Annotated in this window: 18 protein-coding genes, 18 tRNA genes and 2 rRNA genes; 1 reads left to right on the top strand and 37 read right to left on the bottom strand. The window is 42.4% G+C overall.

Going from position 1 to position 20,914, the window contains the following annotated elements; translation table 11 throughout:
• Positions 1 to 17: 17 nt before the first annotated feature.
• From HMPREF9960_RS01005 to purD, 7 genes are all read right to left on the bottom strand, one after another.
• Positions 18 to 1,505: a hypothetical protein gene (locus HMPREF9960_RS01005; protein WP_005591347.1), complete on the bottom strand. Its 1,488-nt coding sequence runs from the start codon at positions 1,503 to 1,505 to the stop codon at positions 18 to 20.
• Positions 1,506 to 1,643: 138 nt separating this feature from the next.
• Positions 1,644 to 2,819, bottom strand: coding sequence for a hypothetical protein (locus tag HMPREF9960_RS01000; RefSeq protein WP_005591348.1), 1,176 nt, complete (start codon positions 2,817 to 2,819; stop codon positions 1,644 to 1,646).
• Between the two features lie 24 nt (positions 2,820 to 2,843).
• Positions 2,844 to 3,071: a hypothetical protein gene (locus tag HMPREF9960_RS00995; RefSeq protein ID WP_005591349.1), complete on the bottom strand. Its 228-nt coding sequence runs from the start codon at positions 3,069 to 3,071 to the stop codon at positions 2,844 to 2,846.
• A 3-nt stretch (positions 3,072 to 3,074) separates the two neighbouring features.
• Entirely contained in the window at positions 3,075 to 4,166 is a 1,092-nt protein-coding gene (purK, locus tag HMPREF9960_RS00990) for a 5-(carboxyamino)imidazole ribonucleotide synthase (RefSeq protein WP_005591350.1), read from the bottom strand.
• A complete protein-coding gene (gene purE, locus HMPREF9960_RS00985; protein ID WP_037585996.1) occupies positions 4,153 to 4,644 on the bottom strand; it encodes a 5-(carboxyamino)imidazole ribonucleotide mutase in 492 nt (163 codons plus the stop codon). Before purE ends, purK begins: the two co-directional genes overlap by 14 nt.
• A gap of 27 nt (positions 4,645 to 4,671) precedes the next feature.
• Positions 4,672 to 4,788: a phosphoribosylaminoimidazole carboxylase gene (locus tag HMPREF9960_RS10965; RefSeq protein WP_080553372.1), complete on the bottom strand. Its 117-nt coding sequence runs from the start codon at positions 4,786 to 4,788 to the stop codon at positions 4,672 to 4,674.
• 93 nt (positions 4,789 to 4,881) lie between these two features.
• The gene (gene purD / locus HMPREF9960_RS00980) at positions 4,882 to 6,144 is read right to left on the bottom strand and encodes a phosphoribosylamine--glycine ligase (protein WP_005591352.1); all 1,263 of its coding nucleotides are present in this window, start codon (positions 6,142 to 6,144) and stop codon (positions 4,882 to 4,884) included.
• A gap of 374 nt (positions 6,145 to 6,518) precedes the next feature.
• Here purD and HMPREF9960_RS00975 point away from each other — a divergent pair, with 374 nt between their 5' ends.
• Entirely contained in the window at positions 6,519 to 8,465 is a 1,947-nt protein-coding gene (locus tag HMPREF9960_RS00975) for a GBS Bsp-like repeat-containing protein (RefSeq protein ID WP_005591987.1), read from the top strand.
• Positions 8,466 to 8,531: 66 nt separating this feature from the next.
• Here the strand turns inward: HMPREF9960_RS00975 and HMPREF9960_RS00970 are convergent, their stop codons facing one another.
• From HMPREF9960_RS00970 to HMPREF9960_RS00825, 30 genes are all read right to left on the bottom strand, one after another.
• Complete coding sequence (locus tag HMPREF9960_RS00970; protein ID WP_005591354.1) at positions 8,532 to 8,774, bottom strand: acyl carrier protein; 243 nt, start codon at positions 8,772 to 8,774, stop codon at positions 8,532 to 8,534.
• Positions 8,771 to 9,775, bottom strand: coding sequence for a phosphate acyltransferase PlsX (gene plsX / locus HMPREF9960_RS00965; protein ID WP_005591355.1), 1,005 nt, complete (start codon positions 9,773 to 9,775; stop codon positions 8,771 to 8,773). Before plsX ends, HMPREF9960_RS00970 begins: the two co-directional genes overlap by 4 nt.
• On the bottom strand, positions 9,756 to 10,553 hold the full coding sequence (recO, locus tag HMPREF9960_RS00960) for a DNA repair protein RecO (RefSeq protein ID WP_005591356.1): 798 nt from the start codon (positions 10,551 to 10,553) through the stop codon (positions 9,756 to 9,758). The genes plsX and recO overlap by 20 nt, the downstream gene beginning before the upstream one ends.
• Positions 10,546 to 11,718: a pyridoxal phosphate-dependent aminotransferase gene (locus tag HMPREF9960_RS00955; protein WP_005591357.1), complete on the bottom strand. Its 1,173-nt coding sequence runs from the start codon at positions 11,716 to 11,718 to the stop codon at positions 10,546 to 10,548. Before HMPREF9960_RS00955 ends, recO begins: the two co-directional genes overlap by 8 nt.
• A gap of 110 nt (positions 11,719 to 11,828) precedes the next feature.
• The gene (gene srtB, locus HMPREF9960_RS00950; RefSeq protein ID WP_005591358.1) at positions 11,829 to 12,659 is read right to left on the bottom strand and encodes a class B sortase, LPKTxAVK-specific; all 831 of its coding nucleotides are present in this window, start codon (positions 12,657 to 12,659) and stop codon (positions 11,829 to 11,831) included.
• A gap of 91 nt (positions 12,660 to 12,750) precedes the next feature.
• Positions 12,751 to 13,386, bottom strand: a complete 636-nt coding sequence (abpA, locus tag HMPREF9960_RS00945; protein WP_005591359.1) for an amylase-binding adhesin AbpA — start codon at positions 13,384 to 13,386, stop codon at positions 12,751 to 12,753.
• 125 nt (positions 13,387 to 13,511) lie between these two features.
• Complete coding sequence (locus tag HMPREF9960_RS00940; protein WP_005591360.1) at positions 13,512 to 14,480, bottom strand: ribose-phosphate diphosphokinase; 969 nt, start codon at positions 14,478 to 14,480, stop codon at positions 13,512 to 13,514.
• 290 nt (positions 14,481 to 14,770) lie between these two features.
• Positions 14,771 to 15,970: a peptidoglycan hydrolase PcsB gene (pcsB, locus tag HMPREF9960_RS00935; RefSeq protein WP_005591361.1), complete on the bottom strand. Its 1,200-nt coding sequence runs from the start codon at positions 15,968 to 15,970 to the stop codon at positions 14,771 to 14,773.
• A gap of 98 nt (positions 15,971 to 16,068) precedes the next feature.
• On the bottom strand, positions 16,069 to 16,569 hold the full coding sequence (gene mreD / locus HMPREF9960_RS00930; protein WP_005591362.1) for a rod shape-determining protein MreD: 501 nt from the start codon (positions 16,567 to 16,569) through the stop codon (positions 16,069 to 16,071).
• Position 16,570: 1 nt separating this feature from the next.
• Positions 16,571 to 17,386 carry a rod shape-determining protein MreC gene (mreC, locus tag HMPREF9960_RS00925; RefSeq protein WP_005592010.1) on the bottom strand — a complete coding sequence of 272 codons (816 nt, stop codon included), beginning with the start codon at positions 17,384 to 17,386 and terminating at the stop codon, positions 16,571 to 16,573.
• Positions 17,387 to 17,552: 166 nt separating this feature from the next.
• Positions 17,553 to 17,640: transfer RNA gene (locus tag HMPREF9960_RS00920), tRNA-Ser, on the bottom strand.
• A gap of 11 nt (positions 17,641 to 17,651) precedes the next feature.
• Positions 17,652 to 17,725, bottom strand: a tRNA-Ile gene (locus HMPREF9960_RS00915).
• A 34-nt stretch (positions 17,726 to 17,759) separates the two neighbouring features.
• A tRNA-Gly gene (locus HMPREF9960_RS00910) sits at positions 17,760 to 17,830 on the bottom strand.
• A gap of 16 nt (positions 17,831 to 17,846) precedes the next feature.
• Positions 17,847 to 17,919, bottom strand: a tRNA-Phe gene (locus tag HMPREF9960_RS00905).
• Positions 17,920 to 17,922: 3 nt separating this feature from the next.
• Positions 17,923 to 17,996: transfer RNA gene (locus HMPREF9960_RS00900), tRNA-Met, on the bottom strand.
• A 13-nt stretch (positions 17,997 to 18,009) separates the two neighbouring features.
• A tRNA-Ser gene (locus tag HMPREF9960_RS00895) sits at positions 18,010 to 18,099 on the bottom strand.
• 13 nt (positions 18,100 to 18,112) lie between these two features.
• Positions 18,113 to 18,186 (bottom strand) — tRNA-Ile (locus HMPREF9960_RS00890).
• A 13-nt stretch (positions 18,187 to 18,199) separates the two neighbouring features.
• Positions 18,200 to 18,273, bottom strand: a tRNA-Met gene (locus tag HMPREF9960_RS00885).
• A 5-nt stretch (positions 18,274 to 18,278) separates the two neighbouring features.
• Positions 18,279 to 18,352 (bottom strand) — tRNA-Pro (locus HMPREF9960_RS00880).
• A gap of 42 nt (positions 18,353 to 18,394) precedes the next feature.
• Positions 18,395 to 18,468 (bottom strand) — tRNA-Arg (locus tag HMPREF9960_RS00875).
• 57 nt (positions 18,469 to 18,525) lie between these two features.
• A tRNA-Arg gene (locus HMPREF9960_RS00870) sits at positions 18,526 to 18,599 on the bottom strand.
• A gap of 18 nt (positions 18,600 to 18,617) precedes the next feature.
• A tRNA-Leu gene (locus tag HMPREF9960_RS00865) sits at positions 18,618 to 18,703 on the bottom strand.
• A 5-nt stretch (positions 18,704 to 18,708) separates the two neighbouring features.
• Positions 18,709 to 18,780: transfer RNA gene (locus HMPREF9960_RS00860), tRNA-Gly, on the bottom strand.
• Positions 18,781 to 18,798: 18 nt separating this feature from the next.
• Positions 18,799 to 18,871: transfer RNA gene (locus HMPREF9960_RS00855), tRNA-Thr, on the bottom strand.
• A 15-nt stretch (positions 18,872 to 18,886) separates the two neighbouring features.
• Positions 18,887 to 18,968 (bottom strand) — tRNA-Leu (locus HMPREF9960_RS00850).
• A 5-nt stretch (positions 18,969 to 18,973) separates the two neighbouring features.
• Positions 18,974 to 19,046, bottom strand: a tRNA-Lys gene (locus HMPREF9960_RS00845).
• 30 nt (positions 19,047 to 19,076) lie between these two features.
• A tRNA-Asp gene (locus HMPREF9960_RS00840) sits at positions 19,077 to 19,149 on the bottom strand.
• A gap of 4 nt (positions 19,150 to 19,153) precedes the next feature.
• Positions 19,154 to 19,226 (bottom strand) — tRNA-Val (locus HMPREF9960_RS00835).
• 29 nt (positions 19,227 to 19,255) lie between these two features.
• Positions 19,256 to 19,371: ribosomal RNA gene (gene rrf, locus HMPREF9960_RS00830) — 5S ribosomal RNA — on the bottom strand.
• Positions 19,372 to 19,471: 100 nt separating this feature from the next.
• Positions 19,472 to 20,914, bottom strand: a 23S ribosomal RNA gene (locus HMPREF9960_RS00825); the annotation flags it as partial.

Here is a 20,914-nt window from a genome sequence, read left to right as displayed (position 1 = left end):
TGCCAAATATTGATAACTCAATCTATTTTATATGCTTCAAATAAATCTTCTAGCTCGTTCATACCTAAGTTAAATGCATCTTTTTTAAAAAGACAATGTATATAGGGTTTATTAGATGTAAACTCATTCGTGCAATCACTAGAAATAATCTTCCAATTCACTTTTTCAAAGTCCATAAAGATTTGTATGCCATCATAACTATTAATAACATCCCTGATTTTAGCTGTTTTTAAACTTTTGAAATCATCTTTAACATGCTGAGTATTGTACTTAGGTTTCAAATATGTTATCAATGCAATTTCAGCCAAATCAACATATTCTTTTGGATCAATATTATCATTCAATAAATTTTTTAGTTTCTCTGTAGCTTCTATTCCATATTGACTTATAACTAAATTTCCTTTTGGTCTCATAGAAAAAAACAGTAAAGCGACTTCTTTATCGGGAGGAACTGTTGATATTATTCTTTGAAGCTTTTCATGCCCTTCTCCAATCCTATCAAAAACATTCCTACTCCCATCTTTCCCAAATGCTTGACCAATATAAAGATTTTCTAAAGTAAGTGTTTCAAAATCTCTATTTTCAATATAATCTAGAAATTTCTTATTTCCTAAAATATCCCAGAGACGAATATTTAACAACTCAAATTCTAAGGAATTGTTTTCCTCTGATTTTTTTACCGTATAAATTCTATTATATACTTGTTCTAAATGTACGTGAATGTAGAATTGTTCTACCAAACTCTCTTCATTTTTTAATAACATCTCTTCTTGACTTTGAATAAACGAGTAAATGATTTCTTCTTGTATTTTAATATCGATATCTTTCTCATAAAAAAATAATTTTAAAAATTCTGTTAGTAGGCTAAGCCCAAATTTCCCCTGCTCCGGGCAAAGTTCCATATTCTTTACAATCAAATACATTGATTTAAATGCATTTTCTTTATCTTGCTCACTTATCTCTAAATCTATATCACTATATACATTAGAGAAGCAATTTATAGTGTAGTTAACATCATTCCAATTTTTAATATTATTAAGCATCTGAATAAATTTTATGCTACATGCCAACCAACTTTCGCAAATTAATTCTTTTACAGCACATTCAACATCCAGCTTATTATCCATTAAAACAGTAAAAGTTTCTTTTAATTCACCAGCAGCATAAATTACCAATTCTCTTTCTGAAGCCTCAACTCTTAAATCACTGTCAACAATACTTTTTAGTTCAAAAATATCTTTCTGGTAAAATTTATTATTTAACAAATATTCTCCAATATTCAATCTTGTATGAGTATTTTGGGTAATATTTTTTATTTCTACTATAGTATTTGACTCACTCGTATTAACAAATGCATACTTATCTATTAAATTAAAGCTATACAAAAATAATGGCAATTTATTCGATGAGTTCAATTGTAACTCATCGAATAATTCATAAAACTCACTTACAGTTATGAGTCTCGTTCCCATCATTATCATTTCTAAACATTTTATATTTTCCATAACAATTCTCCAAAACTCTTTAACCTCATCCAGCTCTTCACTAAAAAATCACATGTACCTCCTTGAAGTTATGCTTTACTTCTGTCCTGCCATACATATGTAGGTAAAATTTAATCCTTTATTTTTAATTTATCAAAATTAAAAAACTCCTTCATCCTCCTCTTCACTATCAGGTTCATTAAGGGGGGTTGGTAAACCTAAATGCCCAATAGTATCAGATATCCCTTTAATAGATTTTAACACTCCATAATCTATTTTAGGTACTTGAATATTTTGGAATACTTCCATCATGGATTTTATCGCATTATTAAAATCAATATTGTTAATATAAAACCTATCCATTGCTGTTTTAATTACTTCTGATGCTGTTTTAGATAAAGATGATAAACTAGCCAGAAACTCCTGATCAAAAATATCATTTGTAAGTTTCCTAGTTGCTTCAAAATCCCATCTCTCAAGCATACTATGTTCAAGCTCTTCTAGTTCTTTAATTACAGCTGACAACAACAAATCTATTTTTTTGTAACGCCTATAGGTTAACGTGTGAAAATGCATAACGTCATTTCTGTACTCTCTTATTCTATCGTAGTTATTTTTGAGTACATCAACTTTTTCACTATTAGTGAATGGTGTAAAATGTTTTTCCCATATAGTTATTGGAAGCGAATTTCTTATCATTTCTTTCAGAATATATTCATTTTTATTTTGAAAATCTTTAAAATGAATAGTTAAGTCATTAACTGGATTTATATTTATTTCAAATATTAATGCATGGAGTTCAGCTATCTGCAGTCTTTCAATATACTCTATTGTATGAATTTTTGATAAATCTAATTTATCATTAGTCTGTTCCTTGATAATTCTTACGATATCCTCGTCCTCAAGCGGAGACAAAGCTAATACAAAAATTTTCCGTAATAATGATTCATATACTTGAAATTTAGGATAAAGCCTATTCAAAAAATACATAGACAAACTATTAGATAGAATTGAATACTTCAAATGATTTTTTCCTAAAAATTCTCTAAACTTTGAAAGAAACTTATCAAATTTTTTTGCCGCCTTCAATTTATAATTACTATATTCATAACTAAGTGAAATTTCGACTATTCCACTTCTAAATTGTTGGATACTTATCGTAAATTCGTCATTTTCGTAAGAACACTTATAGTCAATCGAACACTCCGCTACATTCTTATCACCAACTTCACCGTGGTCACTAGAAATAATACCAATTATCTCTGAACTAAGAAATAATTCATCAAGTTTGACAAGGCTAATATTTTTAGTTAATAACTTCACCTCAAATTGCATATGTATCCCCTAAAATTTTACTTCTCACTCAAACTCCTCTTTTCCAATAAACACAGACGGATAGTGAGCTAGTGTATTCAAATCTGTATCCAGTGGTAAATCGTAAATTGCTAGATAGTTTTCTGGATAGTGAGCAACTAGTTCTTCATACTTTGCTTTCACTTTTGCGTGATCACTACTAGCATACAAAACTTCGACAACTGCTCCAGTCTTATCCTTCTCAACAAAAGCGTTGATAATAATTTGAATCATAAACTAAAAATCAATTCCTTTCCCAAACTCCACAACCTCATCCGGCGCATCACTAAACAAAGTCACATGCCCCATTTTTCGGTTGTGCTTCGCTTCTATTTTACCATACAGGTGGAGGTGGGCGCTTGGATTTTCTGTGATATATTTTTCAGCGGCCTCGACATGCTGGCCGAGTACGTTGAGCATGACGGCTGGTGCATGCAGGTGGATAGCTGGCAATGGTGCTCCGAGAACGCCCAAGATATGGGTATCAAACTGCGAGAAGTCGCAGGCTTCGATAGAGTAGTGCCCAGAGTTGTGTGGCCGTGGGGCAATCTCATTGACGATGATATCATCAGCCGTCGCAAACATTTCCACGCAGAGGGTTCCAGACAAGTTAAGCTGGTCTGCGATTCGCATCGCCATGGCTTGAGCTTTATCAGCCAGACTTTCTGAAATGCGAGCTGGGACGATGGTCTTAGACAGGATATTGTTGCGGTGGATATTTTCCTGAACTGGGAAAACCGTCACATCCTTGCCATTGCCGGACACGATGACGGAGATTTCAAGGTCGAAGTTGACAAATTCTTCCAAGACAGAGTCTGCCGAGTCAGCTAGCGCATAGGCTTCTTCCAAGTCTGCTTCTGAGCGAATGACCTTTTGTCCATGGCCATCGTATCCACCTGTCGCAGTCTTAAGGACATAATTTTTCGACAGGTCGATATCTGCCAAGTCTTGGCTAGAAGTCACGACCTTGTAAGGTGCCACGGTGACTTGGGCCTTGTTTGCGAGAAAATCCTTTTCAAAAATCCGATTTTGCGAAATGCGGAGCAGGTCCGTCCCTTGAGGGAGCTGACCATCCTTGATAACGGCATCCAAACCGTCAGCGTCGACATTTTCAAACTCATAGGTCAGTATATCGCAACGCTCAGCCAACTGATGGAGAGCATCCACATCGTTATAAGGTGCCACGATAAGTTCCGCCACACGAGAGGCCGGGCAATCCGCCGCAGGATCCAGCGCGATGACCTTGTGCCCCATGTAGATAGCAGAAATAGCCATCATCTGACCCAGCTGACCGCCACCGATGATGCCGATTGTTTTAGTTGAGCTCATTCGTAGACTCCTCAGCGATTTTTCCTTGTTCTTCAGCAAAATCCGCTAGCGCTGCTGCTAGGTCTTGGTTTTCAATGGCCAAGATCCGAAGGGCTGTCAGGGCAGCGTTTGTCGCCCCTGCTTCACCAATAGCCATAGTTGCCACAGGCACACCGCCCGGCATCTGCACAATCGAATAAAGCGAGTCCAATCCGCTGAGAGCGCGTGATTTGACCGGTACGCCAATGACTGGCAGAGTGGTTTTAGCCGCTACCATTCCTGGCAAATGGGCGGCACCACCTGCACCTGCAATGATGACCTTGATGCCGCGACTGCGGGCTTCTTCGGCATGCTGAAACATGAGGTCTGGTGTACGGTGGGCAGAGACGACTTTCTTTTCGTAGGCTACACCGAAACGGTCTAGCACTTCGGCGGTTTTTTGCATGGTGGCCCAGTCGGATTTGGAACCCATGATGATGGAAATAATTGGTTTAGTCATGATTTTTCTTTTCTTTCCTTTCAACAATCACCTTAGGTTGTGAGGGACGACAGCAGCCACCAAAGGTGTCTCATGCCTAAATCGGAAGCCCAGGGTCTTCCGATTTCCCTGAACGATTAGCCTATCATCCAATCGTTCTTTCACAACGGCGGTGATTGTTCTATATTAGCTCGCTAACGCTCGCAAATCAAACGACCATTATCGTATTTGGCGACTACGTCGCTTTTTCTTACATCTTTATCTAATCGCCTTGCTTCCAATATCTGTTCGGTAGAAGAGGCCTTCTGTTTTTTGTTGGGATAGTTCTTGGTAGATGGTATCTTGGGCTTCTTTGACAGTGTTGGCTGTGGTGACTAGCATATAGACACGGCCGCCATTTGAGAGCAGTGCTCTGCTACTTTCCGCAAACTTAGCCCCTGCATAATAGGTGATGATGTCACCATCGGTTTTGGCTGGCAACTCAACGCCCTTTTCATAATCTAGCGGATAGCCATTTGACGCGACAACCACCCCCAGAGTCACACCCTTGTCTGTCCAAGTGATGTTCGGCTCCTTGCTATCAAGGATATCCGTGATATTTTGCGCAAAGTCAGAAGTCAGGCGAGGCAGGATAATCTGAGTTTCCGGATCTCCGAAACGAGCGTTGAACTCGATGACCTTAGGCCCGTCCACTGTCAAAATCAAGCCTGCGTAGAGCACGCCCAGATAAGGGCGACCTTCCTTGATCATGCCCTCAAGGACTGGCTTGACAATAGTGTCAACCGCTGTGTCAACCACACTCTGTGGTAAGTGAGGGACTGGCGCATAAGCTCCCATCCCACCAGTATTAGGACCCTTGTCCCCATCGTAGGCCCGCTTATGGTCCTGAGCCGTCGGCATAATGTAAAACTTGTCACCATTGACAAAGGCAAAGAGGGAGAACTCCTCGCCGTCCAGGAACTCTTCGATAACCACACGCGCACCGCTGTCGCCGAATTTATTATCCAAGAGCATCTCGTAAGCGGCCTCGACCGCCTGCTCTACGGTCTCCGCTACGACAACGCCTTTCCCAAGTGCCAATCCGTCCGCCTTAACCACGATAGGAGCACCCTGCCTTTCGATATAGGCCTTAGCCTCCTCAAAGTCGGAAAATGTGCCATAGGCTGCTGTCGGCACACCGTATTTAACCATGATTTCCTTGGCAAAATCCTTGGACCATTCCAGCTCAGCCGCAGCCTTGGTCGGACCAAAAGCCTTGAGCCCAGCTTGGTTAAAATCATCTACAATCCCAGCTGCCAGGGCATCATCCGGACCGATAAAGGACCAAGCAACATCATTCTCCTTTGCGAACTCAATCAATTTAGAATGTTCGGAAATTCCAATATTCACCAAGTCTAGTCCATCTAGGATCATACCATCATTTCCAGGAGCGATAAAGACCTGCTCCACATCCCGAGATTCCAATAACTTCTTGGCAATCGCATGCTCACGACCGCCTGAACCAACAACTAAAAGCTTCATAGCTAAGATACCTCAACATCTATCATCACAGGTGCTTGCACACCAAGCTAACACATCACGTAAAAATCACCGTATTTTTTTCGAATTATTTATCTAAATTATATCATAATCGTTCGCTTTATTCCATGATAAGCAGGAAAAGAAGAGAAATAATCTATTTTTGTTAGGGATATCCATATCTGACAAATAAAGTCTACCTATATTATTTTTGATATTTTGACTATTTCATTACTTTTATTTCAAATATCAAAGATTTCATAAAACTAAAATAAATTAGAAATTCAACTATCATCATTTTTTAAAATTTTCTTTTTTATATTTTTTCCCGAATAATCTAAATGGAATCATCCAAATTACTTATTCAAAGGAGATTTATGAAAAAATATCAGAAGCTGTTTTTATTATCCGGAGCAGTCCTTGGGCTGTTTGCCAGTCATTCAACGGCTCAAGCTGTTGCATCAACTGAAGCTGGAAACAAAGTTCTAGGCCCCACTGATCGTGCCAGCAATGTAACCGTCAATGTTACTGGGGATACGGCGCAGATTCATTATGCCCGCTCCAAGGCTCAAGTTCCCTATACCATTTCCCACGCAGTCTGGTCCGACGAAAATGGGCAGGATGATTTGAAATGGTACACCACACCTCAGACATCCAGCACAGCCATTGACCTCCGGCAGCACGCTGGCTATGGCACCTTCCATGTTCATACTTATATCAAGATAAATGGAAAAATGATTGGCTTAAATGGCACTACCTTCACTGTTAATAAGCCTGCTAGCAAGACAAGCGTCACAACATCTGGACAAATCGGCCGAATCAATTTTACGCGAAATAAAGACCAAGGGAACTCAAAAATTGTCCATGCAGTTTGGTCTGATGAAAATGGTGGCGATGACCTTAATTGGTATGAAGCTGGGCAAGAGAGTACTGAATTTAACTTTTCTAAGCACAAGGGATATGGAAAATATTTCGTAGATACTTATGAAAATAAAAACGGCAAAATGATTTACCAATCGGGCACCACTTTCCATCTAGAAAAGCCTAATCCGATCATTCAGACAAGCTTCCCTGAACCCGGCATTATGGAAATCCTTATCAAAAATATTCCTGAATCCATGTATAAGGTCACTGTCCCAACCTGGTCTGAAAATAAGGGGCAAGATGATTTACAATGGTATCAGGCAAGGAAAAATCCTGACGGCAGTTATAGCGTTAGAGTCGAGCTGAAGAAACACAATTACGATACGGGAACTTACCATATTCATCTTTATGGCGAAAGCTATGTCAATCCAGCCTTTACATGTTTGGCAGGAGCGACTACTACAATAGATGCTGGCAAGATTCCTTCTCAAAAAGACCAAAAACCGCTTTTCTCTGTTGAAAATATCAATCAGGAAGAGGGAACCTACACTGTAAAAGTCACTGAAACTGCCGCATCTAAGCCAATTCAATCCGTCCGCGTCCCTATTTGGAGTACCCAGAATCAAAGCAATATCAAGTGGTATGACGCGAGTAACAATGGAGATGGGACTTTTACTGCACAATTCAATATCCGCAACCACCAAGCCTTATCTGGAAGCTACACCAATCATATCTACGTTAAGTACAAAGATGGTAGCGAGCATAGCTATGCGACAGACAGCGTCACCCTCTCCGCTGAAAATATCAAAGCCAAGGTTTCTGTCAATAAAATCTCTACCTACAATTACGAAGTGAGCGTTTCCGATGCTTTCGGACCAGGAACCATTTCTCTACCAACTTGGTCAGAAGTCAACGGCCAGGATGATATCAAATGGTACACTGCTAACAAAGCGGGCAATGGCTTGTATAAATTTACCATCAATACGCAACAGCACGCTGGAAATGGACTCTTCCATACCCATGTTTACCGTAATCTCAATGGACAGATGACTGGACTTACAGGTACTAGCTATCAGGTTGATAAACCAACCACACCTGAGCCAACCCTCTACACACCTGATTATGCAGGAGCATCCTCTTATCCTCATGGACAGTGTACTTGGGGAGCAAAAGTACTGGCTCCTTGGGCTGGTCCTTACTGGGGCAACGGCGGCCAATGGGCAGCTAGTGCACGCGCAGCTGGTTTCCGAACAGGAAGCACACCACAAGTCGGAGCCATCATCTGCTGGACCGATGGCGGTTATGGGCATGTCGGTGTTGTCACCCATGTCGAATCCAACACCCGCATCCAAATCAAAGAATCCAACTATGCAGGCAAACAGTACATTGGCAACTTCCGTGGCTGGTTCAATCCTTACGCCGCCGGTCAAGGAGCTGTCAGCTATATTTATCCAAAATAATTTTACTAAAAAAACCTTGGTTTTATCAACCAAGGTTTTTCATCTGTTCAAATCGAAGTCGATTTCTTACTTCGCTAGTTTCTTTTCCAAATAGGCAACAATATCTGCGACATTTTCAAAGCGATCAACATCCTCATCTGAAATTTCAATCGCAAACTCATCCTCTAAAGTCAGGATGAATTCCATTAAGTCAACAGAATCAGCGCCTAAATCATCTTTTAAGCCCAAAGTTGGCTGGACAACAAAGTCCTTTCCTTGACGTTCTTGGATAATCTCTGTTACTTTTTGAAAAATTTGTTCTTGATTCATTCTGTATCCACCTCTTTTGAAAATTCCACCACAGATTTTCCGACAACATCTGTCTCCAGCATGGTTCGGATCTGACGAATGGTGCTATATACGGCCTTAGCATCGCTTGAACCGTGTGTCTTGACCACTGGTGCCTTAAGACCAAAGAGAACGGCCCCACCAGCACTGGAATAGTCCAGACTCTTACGCATTTCCTGTAGGCTGTCTTTGAGTAACAAAGCTCCTAGCTTAGCCTTGAGACCACCACCTAGCACAGCCTTTTTGAGCTGGCCTAGGATGCTAATGGCCGTTCCTTCGATAGACTTGAGCACAGCATTGCCCGTAAAGCCATCTGCTACGACAACATCTGCCACTCCATCCATAAGGTCACGCGCTTCCACATTGCCGATAAAGTTCAGCTTGTCATCCGCCGCCAGCAATGCATAGGTTTCCTTACGCAGAGGGTCTCCCTTGCTGGCTTCAGTGCCATTATTGAGCAAGCCGACCCGTGGCTGCTTAATACCACGAACATTTTCCGCATAAAAAGAACCTAGGATGGCATATTGATGCAGATGGTGAGGGGTGTTTTCAGCATTTGCCCCCAGATCCAGCATATCAAAACCGCGACCATCCACAGTCGGTAAAGTGGATAAAAGACCCGGTCGGTCAATATTTTTGATCCGTCCGACGATAAAGAAGCCCGCCGCTAAAAGCGCTCCCGTATTACCAGCAGACAGGACTGCATCTGCTTCTCCATCCTTGACTGCCTTAGCTGCCAAAACCATGCTAGCCTGCTTCTTCTTGCGAATAGCCTTGGTCGGCTCATCATCCGAATCAATCTTTTCATCCGTATGGACGATGCTGACGCGCTCTGTCGCTGTCAACAGAGGTTTAATCTTGGCTTCATCCCCATAGAGAACAATCTCAATATCCGAGAAGTCTCTCAGAGCCTGATTGGCACCTTCGACTAAAGCCTGAGGGGCATTGTCTCCGCCCATGGCATCAATAGCTATTTTTTTCATGCTGTTCTTCCTCATGTTTGTCTTGTAAAATACTGCCCCAGTCGCCCAGAGAGTCGATAAATTTCTTTGATTTGAGATGAATGCCTACATATTCATCATAGAGTTGATCCATAAAATCCCTGATCTCTCGCTTGATTTCCGGCTTGAGCGAAATCGTCTCCAGCTCACTAAACTGAACTGCCTGAAACTGATTGAGCAGAAAAGGAATATTGGGATTGAGATGACTGCGATGATCATCCTTGTGATAATGATCTGGACAGAGCACCCCGCCATATTGAAAGGAAAAATCAAAAGGCAGACCTGTCCGATGACAAAAAACACAGTCATGGAAATTCAGAGAAACGCCAAAGCGAGATAAAATTTGAATTTCAAAGATATTTGTCAAAACCTCATAATCCAGCCCTTGATTCATCAAATCCAGTGTCTTTTGCAGGAAGGCAAAGAGAGCCGGATCTGGCTGATTGTCCTGAATACTAGCATCTGCTAGGGCTGCCACATAGCTGGCATAGGCCATGACAAAGAGATCGTCCTTGATTTGCCCGTAACTTTCCACAGCTTGGTAATCTTCGATATAGCTGAGCCCATCATCATTGATTTTCATCAAGAGCTCTGCCGCAGTCAGAGGCTGGATAACTGGAGCCAGCTTGGATTTTCCCGCATGTTTCACGAAAAACATTCTCTTGCCAGCCTGTTCCGTAAAGATCTTGACCAGCTTATCATCTTCCCGGAAATTCCGATTATAGAGGATCAAACTCTTGCTCGTTAACGGTCTAAGCATGGTCTTCCATGTACTCCTTGAGCCGTTTTAGAGCTTCCTTGATGGTTTCTATACTAGCTGCATAAGACAGGCGGATATAACCCTCTCCGTACTGGCCGAAAGCCGCTCCTGGGATAAAGGCCACAGCCTTCTTCTCAGCAAAATCCCGCAAAAAGGCAAAAGAATCTTGGTTGTAGCCTGCTGGAATCTTGGCAAAAATATAGAAAGCGCCATCTGGCTTGATAATCTGATAACCCAGCTCTGTCATCTGTTCGATAATGTAATCCCGCCGCTGGACATATTCCGCCTTCATGGGTTGGGCATCATCCTTACCAGCCGTCAAAGCCTCAATAGCCGCATATTGGGCCATGGTATTAGCTGCTGTCACTAGATACTGATGGCTCTTGATCAATTGAGCAGTAAAAGCAGCCGGTGCAAAGATAAAGCCCAATCGCCAGCCCGTCATAGCATGAGACTTGGACAAGCCATTGATGACGATGGTCTGCTCGGGCAAATATTCCGCCAGTGAAACGTGCCCCTGCTCCGTATAAGTCAATTCAGAATAAACCTCATCGCAAACGACAAAAACTTCATACTTGCTCAATACTGCTGCCAAAGCCTCAATCTGCTCTCGCGAATAGGTCACGCCAGTTGGATTGGCCGGATAGTTCAAAATAACTGCCTTGAGCTTGTCACCTTGCTCCAAGATAGCTTGCTCCAGCATTTCAGGAGTCAAGACAAAGTTGTTTTCTGTCGTATCAATCTCGATAATCTCTGCCCCGACCAAATTGACAATCGGCTCATAACCTGGATAAGCTGGCGCTGGTAGTAAGACCTTGTCGCCCTCCTCCAGAATAGCCGTCAGAGTCGCAGATAGAGCCTCAGTTGCCCCAATAGTGACTAAGACTTCATCTTCTGGACGATAGTTCAGATTGTACTTTTCCTTGACAAAGTCAGCCGCAGCCTGCCGCAGCTCCAAAAGTCCGCTCATTCCTGTATAGTGGCTCTGATTGGCATCAATAGCTGCCTTGGCCGCCTCCTTGATATGATCCGGTGTCGGAAAGTCCGGCTCGCCCAAGGTCAGCCGCAGAACACCTGGAATCGTAGAAATAGACTGGTCAAACTGACGAATCAGAGACACTTCAATTTTATCTAAATTCTTATTAAACTTCTTAGTCAAATCCATAGCCGCCTCCGATAATCTAATAGAACTATTATACTATAAATGCAGCACCTGCGCAAAAATCCATCTGATTTATAGATAGAAAAACAAAAAATCAGGAAAAATCCTGATTTTTATTCACGAGTTGCTTTATAAGTAAGCTCATTCCCATGCTTAGCTAGGAAATCCTGCAGTTCTGAGTCTGGGATTTGACGCAGATAGAGGTTAGAGCGAATCGTCTCGTCCTCTTCACGACAAGTAGACAGTACAACGTACTTATCACTAGCCTTAATCTTAATTTTTTGATCTTTGGTACGAGCAGCTTCATAGATATTCTTGAGCTGAGTTTCAAAATCCTTATCATCATCAAACTTAATCCGATAAAAGGCAGTCTCTTCTGGAACGATCACCAAGCCCATTACTTCATAGTAAAGTTTACGCTCTGGTGTTTCAATGACAACATACTTATGCTTATCCAAGTATTCCTGTTTATCATAATAGTTCACATCATTAAACATGCGGTGGTCACCAACCTGACTCCCACGAGCATGCCCAAAGAGCCAAGTCAAACGGTCACTAAAGTCTTTTTTGTTTTCAGTATCCATGAAAACAGTCCCCAGATAAGGCTCATTTCCACCTTCAAAGGTCTTATCCAAGTAAGTTGAGTTATCACCGGTCTGTACAACTGGCTCGTCCAATTCTGTACCAGGAGCATAGACATAGGCCACCGTTTCAGGATTAATCGCTTTCAAACCATTAAAACGATTAGTTAGGTATTCCTTTTCTTCCTTACTTGGTGTATAAGTTACCTTACCTAGCTGACTAGTGGATGATTTAGCAGCAGAATTCGAAGAGTTTACCTGTTGGAGGAGAAAAATCCCTGCTAAAATAGCAACAAATAAAGCTCCTAAACCACCAAAAATTTTCCAATTTTTCTGCTGTCGTTTTTGTCTTCTTCTTCTCATAGATAAAAATCCTATAAAATATTTCTAAAAAATATCACTGAACCAGAGGTTCAGTGATATAAATTGCGTTAGTACAATTGTTTAAAACAAATTATTTAACTGCAGATGTTTTTGGAAGAGCTTTACCAGCTGCTTTTTGTCCAGCTTTAGCATCTTTACCAGCTTTACCAGCTTTAGATTCAGTCATAGCTGCTTCTTCTTTAGATGCAGGTGTAGTACCTTTGTCTCCTGCTTTATCTGTAGCCTTATCTCCAGCTTGGTTGTTCTTCACACCATGTTCTTCTTCGTAACGACGATTCTTTTGTTCTGGAGTTTCGTTCAAGATGTAGTAAGAACCTTGTTTCTTGTCAGCAGTGTTGTATGTTGTTTGAGATTCTTTGATTTTAGCGTTACGAACAGCATTACGAGCATCGTTCAATGCGCTTTCGTAAGCAGCTTTCTTTTCACCGTAAAGGTGTGATCCACCTTCAACAGCATCGAGTGCTTTTTTAGCTTCAACTACTGCTGGGTCTTGTGATGCGATAGCATCAACGTTATCTTGGTGACCACCAACATATTCGTTAGCTTTACGACCATTTACGAATTCAGTTTGGTTTTCATAAGCTTCACGTGAATCATACGCACCTGGAGTATTTGCTCCACCGTTGATTGGATTTTCAGCAAACGCTGGTGCTGCTACTGCGAACAATGAAAGAGCTACTACGCTAGAAAGTACAACTTTTTTCATTTGTTTTCTCCTTTTTTATATAAAAAACATTTTTTATTTGGTAACTATCGTTACTATGTATAGTATATGAAATATTCTTTAAATTGTCAAGTCTTTTGCTAAAAAAAATCTTGATCAAGGCACTTTTAAGCCTTTTTTGCTACTTCAAAAAGGGGGGAAAGTGGACGTTTTTCATGGATCCGAACAATGGCTTCTGCCAAGAGATGAGCGATAGAAATCTGCTCAATCTTATCGATTAATCTGTCCTCTGAAAGGTAGATAGTATCTAAAACCACTAGTTTTTTGATAGCGGATTTTTGGATATTTTCCATAGCTGGTCCCGACAAGACTGGGTGAGTACAGCTCGCATAGACTTCCACAGCACCTGACTCTGCCAAAGCGTCTGCCGCATGACAAATGGTCCCCGCTGTATCAATCATATCATCTATCAGAATACAGGTCTTACCTTCCACCTTACCAATGATATTCATGACTTCACTGGTATTCATCTTATCAACGCTGCGACGTTTGTCGATAATCGCAATCGAAGTCTTGAGAAATTCAGCCAACTTACGAGCGCGGCTGACACCACCGTGGTCTGGGCTGACAACCACATAGTCGCTACCAACCATGCCCCGACGCTCAAAATAATCAGCAATCAAAGGCGCTCCCATCAAATGATCCACAGGAATGTCAAAGAAACCTTGGATCTGAGCAGCATGCAAATCAATGGTCAATAGGCGGTCTACCCCAGCAATCTCCATTAGGTTAGCCACTAATTTAGATGTAATTGGCTCACGAGCACGAGCTTTTCGATCTTGTCTAGCATAGCCATAGTAAGGCATCACTACATTGATAGACTCCGCACTAGCCCGCTTCAAGGCATCCACCATGATCAAAATCTCCATCAGATTGTCATTGACAGGTGAGCTAGTCGACTGCAAGATAAAAACGTGCTTACCACGGATCGATTCTTCGATGTTTACTTGAATTTCCCCGTCAGAAAATTGACGAACCGTTGATTTACCAAGCGGTATACCAATCTCTTTTGCAACACGTTTCGCTAATTCTTGATTAGAAGAAAGAGCAAAGAGCTTTAATTCAGAAAAAGACATGATTCCCTCCAGATTCTAAATCGTCTTTTATTGTAACCAATTGCATTTGTCCTACCTACCATTGTAACGCTTTTCTAGCAATTTTTCAATAAAAAATAAAAGGGAGAGTGGGACAGAAATCGGTAATTCGTTAGAATTCGATTTCGTCGTCCCACCTCCGCACAGTTGAGTAGGGCTGTAAAAGCTGATGAAATCAGCCTAGTAGAGCCCACTCAACCACTGCGTTTTGCTCGACAATCCAAAGACAATTAAGAGGCTAGGACTTTTGTCCCAGCCTCCTTCATATTTCATTAGTTTGGATAGATGTATGTTACGTATCCTTGTGCATTTGTTGGGTCAAACCATCCACGGTGATTACCGAGTGATTGGTTACCAGCATAGTTTGCTTCTGATACTTGAATGTTGTTAGCAGATTGAACCGCTGTTACGACTGCAACGTGTCCGTAGCCACCGTCGTTCCAACATGCGATAGCTCCAACTTGTGGTTGTGAACCAGTACGGAAGCCTGCTGCTGCTGCACTAGCTGCCCATTGGCCACCGTTACCCCAGAAGTCACCAGCCCATGGTGCCAAAGTCTTAGCACCCCAAGTACATTGACCTACAGGATAAGTTGATGCTGAAAGGCTATATGTTGGAGTTGCAGCAACTGCTGATGTAGCAACTGCTGCTTCTGCTGCAGGAGTTCCACCTGTATTATTTACAGCTTGAACTTGTGCTGCAAAGCTTGTATTTCCTGAAGCAAGGATTGCTTGTTGTTGCGCTTGTTGCTGGTTCTTATATGCTGCTTCTGCCGCTGCTGCCTCAGCTGCTGCTTTTTCAGCTGCTGCTTTTTGCTCTAAGAGACTATTTTTCTCATTTTCAGCAGTTGCTTTTTCAGCTGCAAGGTTCAGTTGAGCAACCTTTAGTTCAGCTTGCTTAGTTGTCAACGTTTGAGCATCGTCTGCAAGTTTTTGTTGGTTTGCAATGACTGTATTGATAGCTTCATTGTTAGCAACTTGTTTTTCAGAAATCTTTTCTTTATCTTCTTTTTGTTGTTCCAGCATTTTGTTGTTAGCCGAAACGATTTCGCTCATCGCTGCTACACGAGAGATAGCTTCAGTGATTGAAGCAGAGTTGATGATTGTGTTGATGTAGCTTGTTGCTGTACCATTTGTTTGAGCACTACGCGCTTGGTTTGCAAGAGACTCATTACGAGCAACAATATTCTTTGATAACTCTTCAATTTCAGCAGTAAGTTTCGCAGATTCAGCATTCAATTTTTCATTTTCTGCTTGAAGCACTTCTTGTTGCTTTTGAATAGCTGAAACTTGTTTTTGAATTTCATCAACTTGTGCTTGTGCATCTTTTTGTTGATTTGTTAAACTATCAATTTTACTATTTTGAGCTGCAATTTTATCATCTGTACTATCAGCTTTAACATTTACTAGCACAGCACCTTGAGAAAGGATCACTGCACTTAATAAAACTGATGTAAGTAGCTTTTTCTTCATAAAGATATTAACACTCCTTCTTAATAAGACATTATATAGTATATCAAAAAAATTCTGGCTATATATTACGCATTCGTTACATTTCTATTTCTAAATCATCATAAATAGACTTTTTCAAACAAAGGCTGTAACAATAGGAAAAGAAAGGCATTAAATACTAAAGTTGGCACCAAAGCATAGATAATAAAATCAGGGAATGTAAAGCTTGCTAAGTGCAATAAGAATGCAGAAACAAAGTTAATCATTTCAAAAAAGAAGACAATCGTAATGATTGCTAAAACGCGTGTCCAGCGATTTAGCAAAAATACAGAAAGAAAATGATAGATGGCAACTGTCAGTAGAGGCAGTATGAAGGTGAAAAGCCCAATCACATGTAGATAATAAACATCGTAAAAAAGCCCTAAAGTAAAAAAGAGGAAAAAAATATATTCCTTTGAAAAGTTTAAAAATAAGAAAACCGTAAAAAACAATAAAATATGACTTGCCGGATGCCACTTCTCAGCAAAAAGATCTACAAGACTTCTTGATAATTGACCATCAATGAAGAAGATCAGAAATAAAAACAAAGTTGTAAAAAAAGTTCCTCTTAGAATTTTCATACTAATTTCTCACCAACAAAACCGCTTGAATATCAGACAAATCTGCAGCAGGCTTCACCAAAACTTCCTTGTTTAATTGGTCCTTACCAGCTGATATTGATAAAACCTGACCAACCAAAACATTCTCAGCATTATAAGAGCCGAGACCACTTGTCGTCACAGTTGCCCCTTCTTCAATTCCATCCACCGTATTTAGCTGGCTGACGATAAAAGCTGACTTCTCAGTGTCAAAACCAACAATAATGCCATAGGCAAAGCCTGTTTTTGTCTGAATCTTAATTGCAATAGAATTATTATTCTTTTCATTTGTAAGCAGACTAACAACACTTGAAGAGTCGGAAACACTGCTAACCGCTCCGATCAAACCACCGTTAGAAATAGCCAGCATAGAGGTTGTCACATTTCTTGACTGCCCCTTATCAAGAGTTAATTCATTCTTCCAAGTAGATGGAGAGCGAGAAATAACCTCTGCAGCAATCTTGACAGCACTTTGATCATTATTTCGTAACTCTAAGAGAGAACGCAACTGTTCATTCTCCAATTTTAAGGAATCAGAAATATTTGCCTTTTCTTCAAGATTGTAAATTGTTCCTTTTAGGGTTTCATTTTCTTGATAGGTATCTATTAAATGAACAACCTTTTTCTTTTCCTTAGCAAAATAATTAAAAGGAATAGCAACTACCCGATCAACACTGGACAAAAAATCACCAGTCACAGAAACAATCCATGGTGAAAAAGGGGAAAGTATCAAGCTTATCATAACAATTCCCAATAGCAAAATAGAAATCAAAAATTTAGACATCTTTAATTTATTCATTCCAATCTCCGCAACCACTAAATCCCTAAAAGCGCTTATATAAATCCAGAGCAGACTATAATAACTCAACAAACCGAGTTCAAACTAACAATAAGAAACAATTCTACAAAATAAAAACATCATAAAACAAGAAAAGGAGATAGCAAATGCTAAACTCCCTTATTTACGGAGAATGGGGGATTCGAACCCCCGCGCCAGTTACCCGACCTAACGATTTAGCAAACCGTCCTCTTCAGCCTCTTGAGTAATTCTCCAATATACTTAATGGGCACGAGTGGACTCGAACCACCGACCTCACGCTTATCAGGCGTGCGCTCTAACCACCTGAGCTACGCGCCCAAGTTATAAAAACTTGGTATGAACTTCCGTTCAAAGCGGGTGACGAGAATCGAACTCGCGACAACAGCTTGGAAGGCTGTAGTTTTACCACTAAACTACACCCGCATCTTAGATAATGGTATGGCGCGAGACGGAATCGAACCGCCGACACATGGAGCTTCAATCCATTGCTCTACCAACTGAGCTACCGAGCCAAATTGCGGGAGCAGGATTTGAACCTACGACCTTCGGGTTATGAGCCCGACGAGCTACCTAGCTGCTCCATCCCGCGATATTCTAATCTAAGGAGGATGTGGGATTCGAACCCACGCACGCTTTTACACGCCTGACGGTTTTCAAGACCGTTCCCTTCAGCCGGACTTGGGTAATCCTCCAAGATATTCATTATGGACCTTGTAGGACTTGAACCTACGACCACTCGGTTATGAGCCGAGAGCTCTAACCAGCTGAGCTAAAGGTCCAACAAGATCGTTATAGCGGCGAAGGGGATCGAACCCCCGACCTCCCGGGTATGAACCGGACGCTCTAGCCAGCTGAGCTACACCGCCAGATATCGGGAAGACAGGATTCGAACCTGCGACACCTTGGTCCCAAACCAAGTACTCTACCAAGCTGAGCTACTTCCCGATCATAAGTAAAAACGCAGTCATATGACCTCGTTTCCCTTCATGCACCCTAGAGGAGTCGAACCTCTAACCGCCTGATTCGTAGTCAGGTACTCTATCCAGTTGAGCTAAGGGTGCTCTATATCACGATAATCAATTATAACAAAAACACATAAAAAAGTCAAAACTTTCTTATGCACCCTAGAGGAGTCGAACCTCTAACCGCCTGATTCGTAGTCAGGTACTCTATCCAGTTGAGCTAAGGGTGCCCTGTCGCATATCCGCTATGCCGAGGACCGGAATCGAACCGGTACGATCGTTACCAATCGCAGGATTTTAAGTCCTGTGCGTCTGCCAGTTCCGCCACCCCGGCCTCAAAGCGAACGACGGGATTCGAACCCGCGACCCCCACCTTGGCAAGGTGGTGTTCTACCACTGAACTACGTTCGCATCTCTATCCAAAAAAAATGCCGGCTACATGACTTGAACACGCGACCCTCTGATTACAAATCAGATGCTCTACCAACTGAGCTAAGCCGGCTCATATATATTTCTATGCGGGTTAAGGGACTTGAACCCCCACGCCCTAAAGCGCCAGATCCTAAATCTGGTGCGTCTGCCAATTCCGCCAAACCCGCGCTTATGACCCGTACTGGGCTCGAACCAGTGACCCTTTGATTAAAAGTCAAATGCTCTACCAACTGAGCTAACGAGTCTTTCTTCTTGAAACTGTCTAACAATTTCAACGGTCCCGACGGGAATCGAACCCGCGATCTTCGCCGTGACAGGGCGACGTGATAACCGCTACACTACGGGACCTATATGGGAGTTAACGGGATCGAACCGCTGACCCTCTGCTTGTAAGGCAGATGCTCTCCCAGCTGAGCTAAACTCCCAAAAAGGAAGTACTCCGACTTCCTATCCTGCTAAGCGACTACCATATCTCACAGGGGGCAACCCCCAACTACTTCCGGCGTTCTAGGGCTTAACTTCTGTGTTCGGCATGGGTACAGGTGTATCTCCTAGGCTATCGTCACTTAACTTTTTGAATTAACTTACAACATCTTGTTGCCTTGTCAACTCAAAATTGAATAACTACTCAAAGCTCACAATACTTGCCAAAAGCTGCGCTCAATGAAAATTGGATAAGTCCTCGAGCTATTAGTATTAGTCCGCTACATGTGTCGCCACACTTCCACTCCTAACCTATCTACCTGATCTTCTCTCAGGGCTCTTACTAACTTGCGTTATGGGAAATCTCATCTTGAGGTGGGTTTCACACTTAGATGCTTTCAGCGTTTATCCCTTCCCTACATAGCTACCCAGCGATGCCTCTGGCGAGACAACTGGTACACCAGCGGTAAGTCCACTCTGGTCCTCTCGTACTAGGAGCAGATCCTCTCAAATTTCCTACGCCCGCGACGGATAGGGACCGAACTGTCTCACGACGTTCTGAACCCAGCTCGCGTGCCGCTTTAATGGGCGAACAGCCCAACCCTTGGGACCGACTACAGCCCCAGGATGCGACGAGCCGACATCGAGGTGCCAAACCTCCCCGTCGATGTGAACTCTTGGGGGAGATAAGCCTGTTATCCCCAGGGTAGCTTTTATCCGTTGAGCGATGGCCCTTCCATGCGGAACCACCGGATCACTAAGCCCGACTTTCGTCCCTGCTCGAGTTGTAGCTCTCGCAGTCAAGCTCCCTTATACCGTTTACACTCCGCGACTGATTTCCAACCAGTCTGAGGGAACCTTTGGGCGCCTCCGTTACCTTTTAGGAGGCGACCGCCCCAGTCAAACTGCCCGTCAGACACTGTCTCCGATAGGGATCACCTATCCGGGTTAGAGTGGCCATAACACAAGGGTAGTATCCCAACAACGCCTCCATCGAAACTGGCGTCCCGATCTCATAGGCTCCTACCTATCCTGTACATGTGGCACAGACACTCAATATCAAACTGCAGTAAAGCTCCATGGGGTCTTTCCGTCCTGTCGCGGGTAACCTGCATCTTCACAGGTACTAAAATTTCACCGAGTCTCTCGTTGAGACAGTGCCCAAATCATTACGCCTTTCGTGCGGGTCGGAACTTACCCGACAAGGAATTTCGCTACCTTAGGACCGTTATAGTTACGGCCGCCGTTTACTGGGGCTTCAATTCATACCTTCGCGTTTCCGCTAAGCACTCCTCTTAACCTTCCAGCACCGGGCAGGCGTCACCCCCTATACATCATCTTACGATTTAGCAGAGAGCTGTGTTTTTGATAAACAGTTGCTTGGGCCTATTCACTGCGGCTGACTTATGTCAGCACCCCTTCTCCCGAAGTTACGGGGTCATTTTGCCGAGTTCCTTAACGAGAGTTCTCTCGCTCACCTGAGGCTACTCGCCTCGACTACCTGTGTCGGTTTGCGGTACGGGTAGAGTATGATACAACGCTAGAAGCTTTTCTTGGCAGTGTGACATCACTCACTCGCTACTAAACTTCGCTCCCCATCACAGCTCAACGTTACAGGTATAAGCATTTGACTCATACCACGCCTCACTGCTTAGACGTACATCCATTCGTACGCACGAGTTAGCCTACT

The sequence above is a fragment of the Streptococcus cristatus ATCC 51100 genome (assembly GCF_000222765.1).
Lineage (GTDB): Bacteria > Bacillota > Bacilli > Lactobacillales > Streptococcaceae > Streptococcus > Streptococcus cristatus.
Note: the sequence above shows the minus strand (reverse complement) of the source record. Positions and strands in the feature narration are given on the sequence as shown.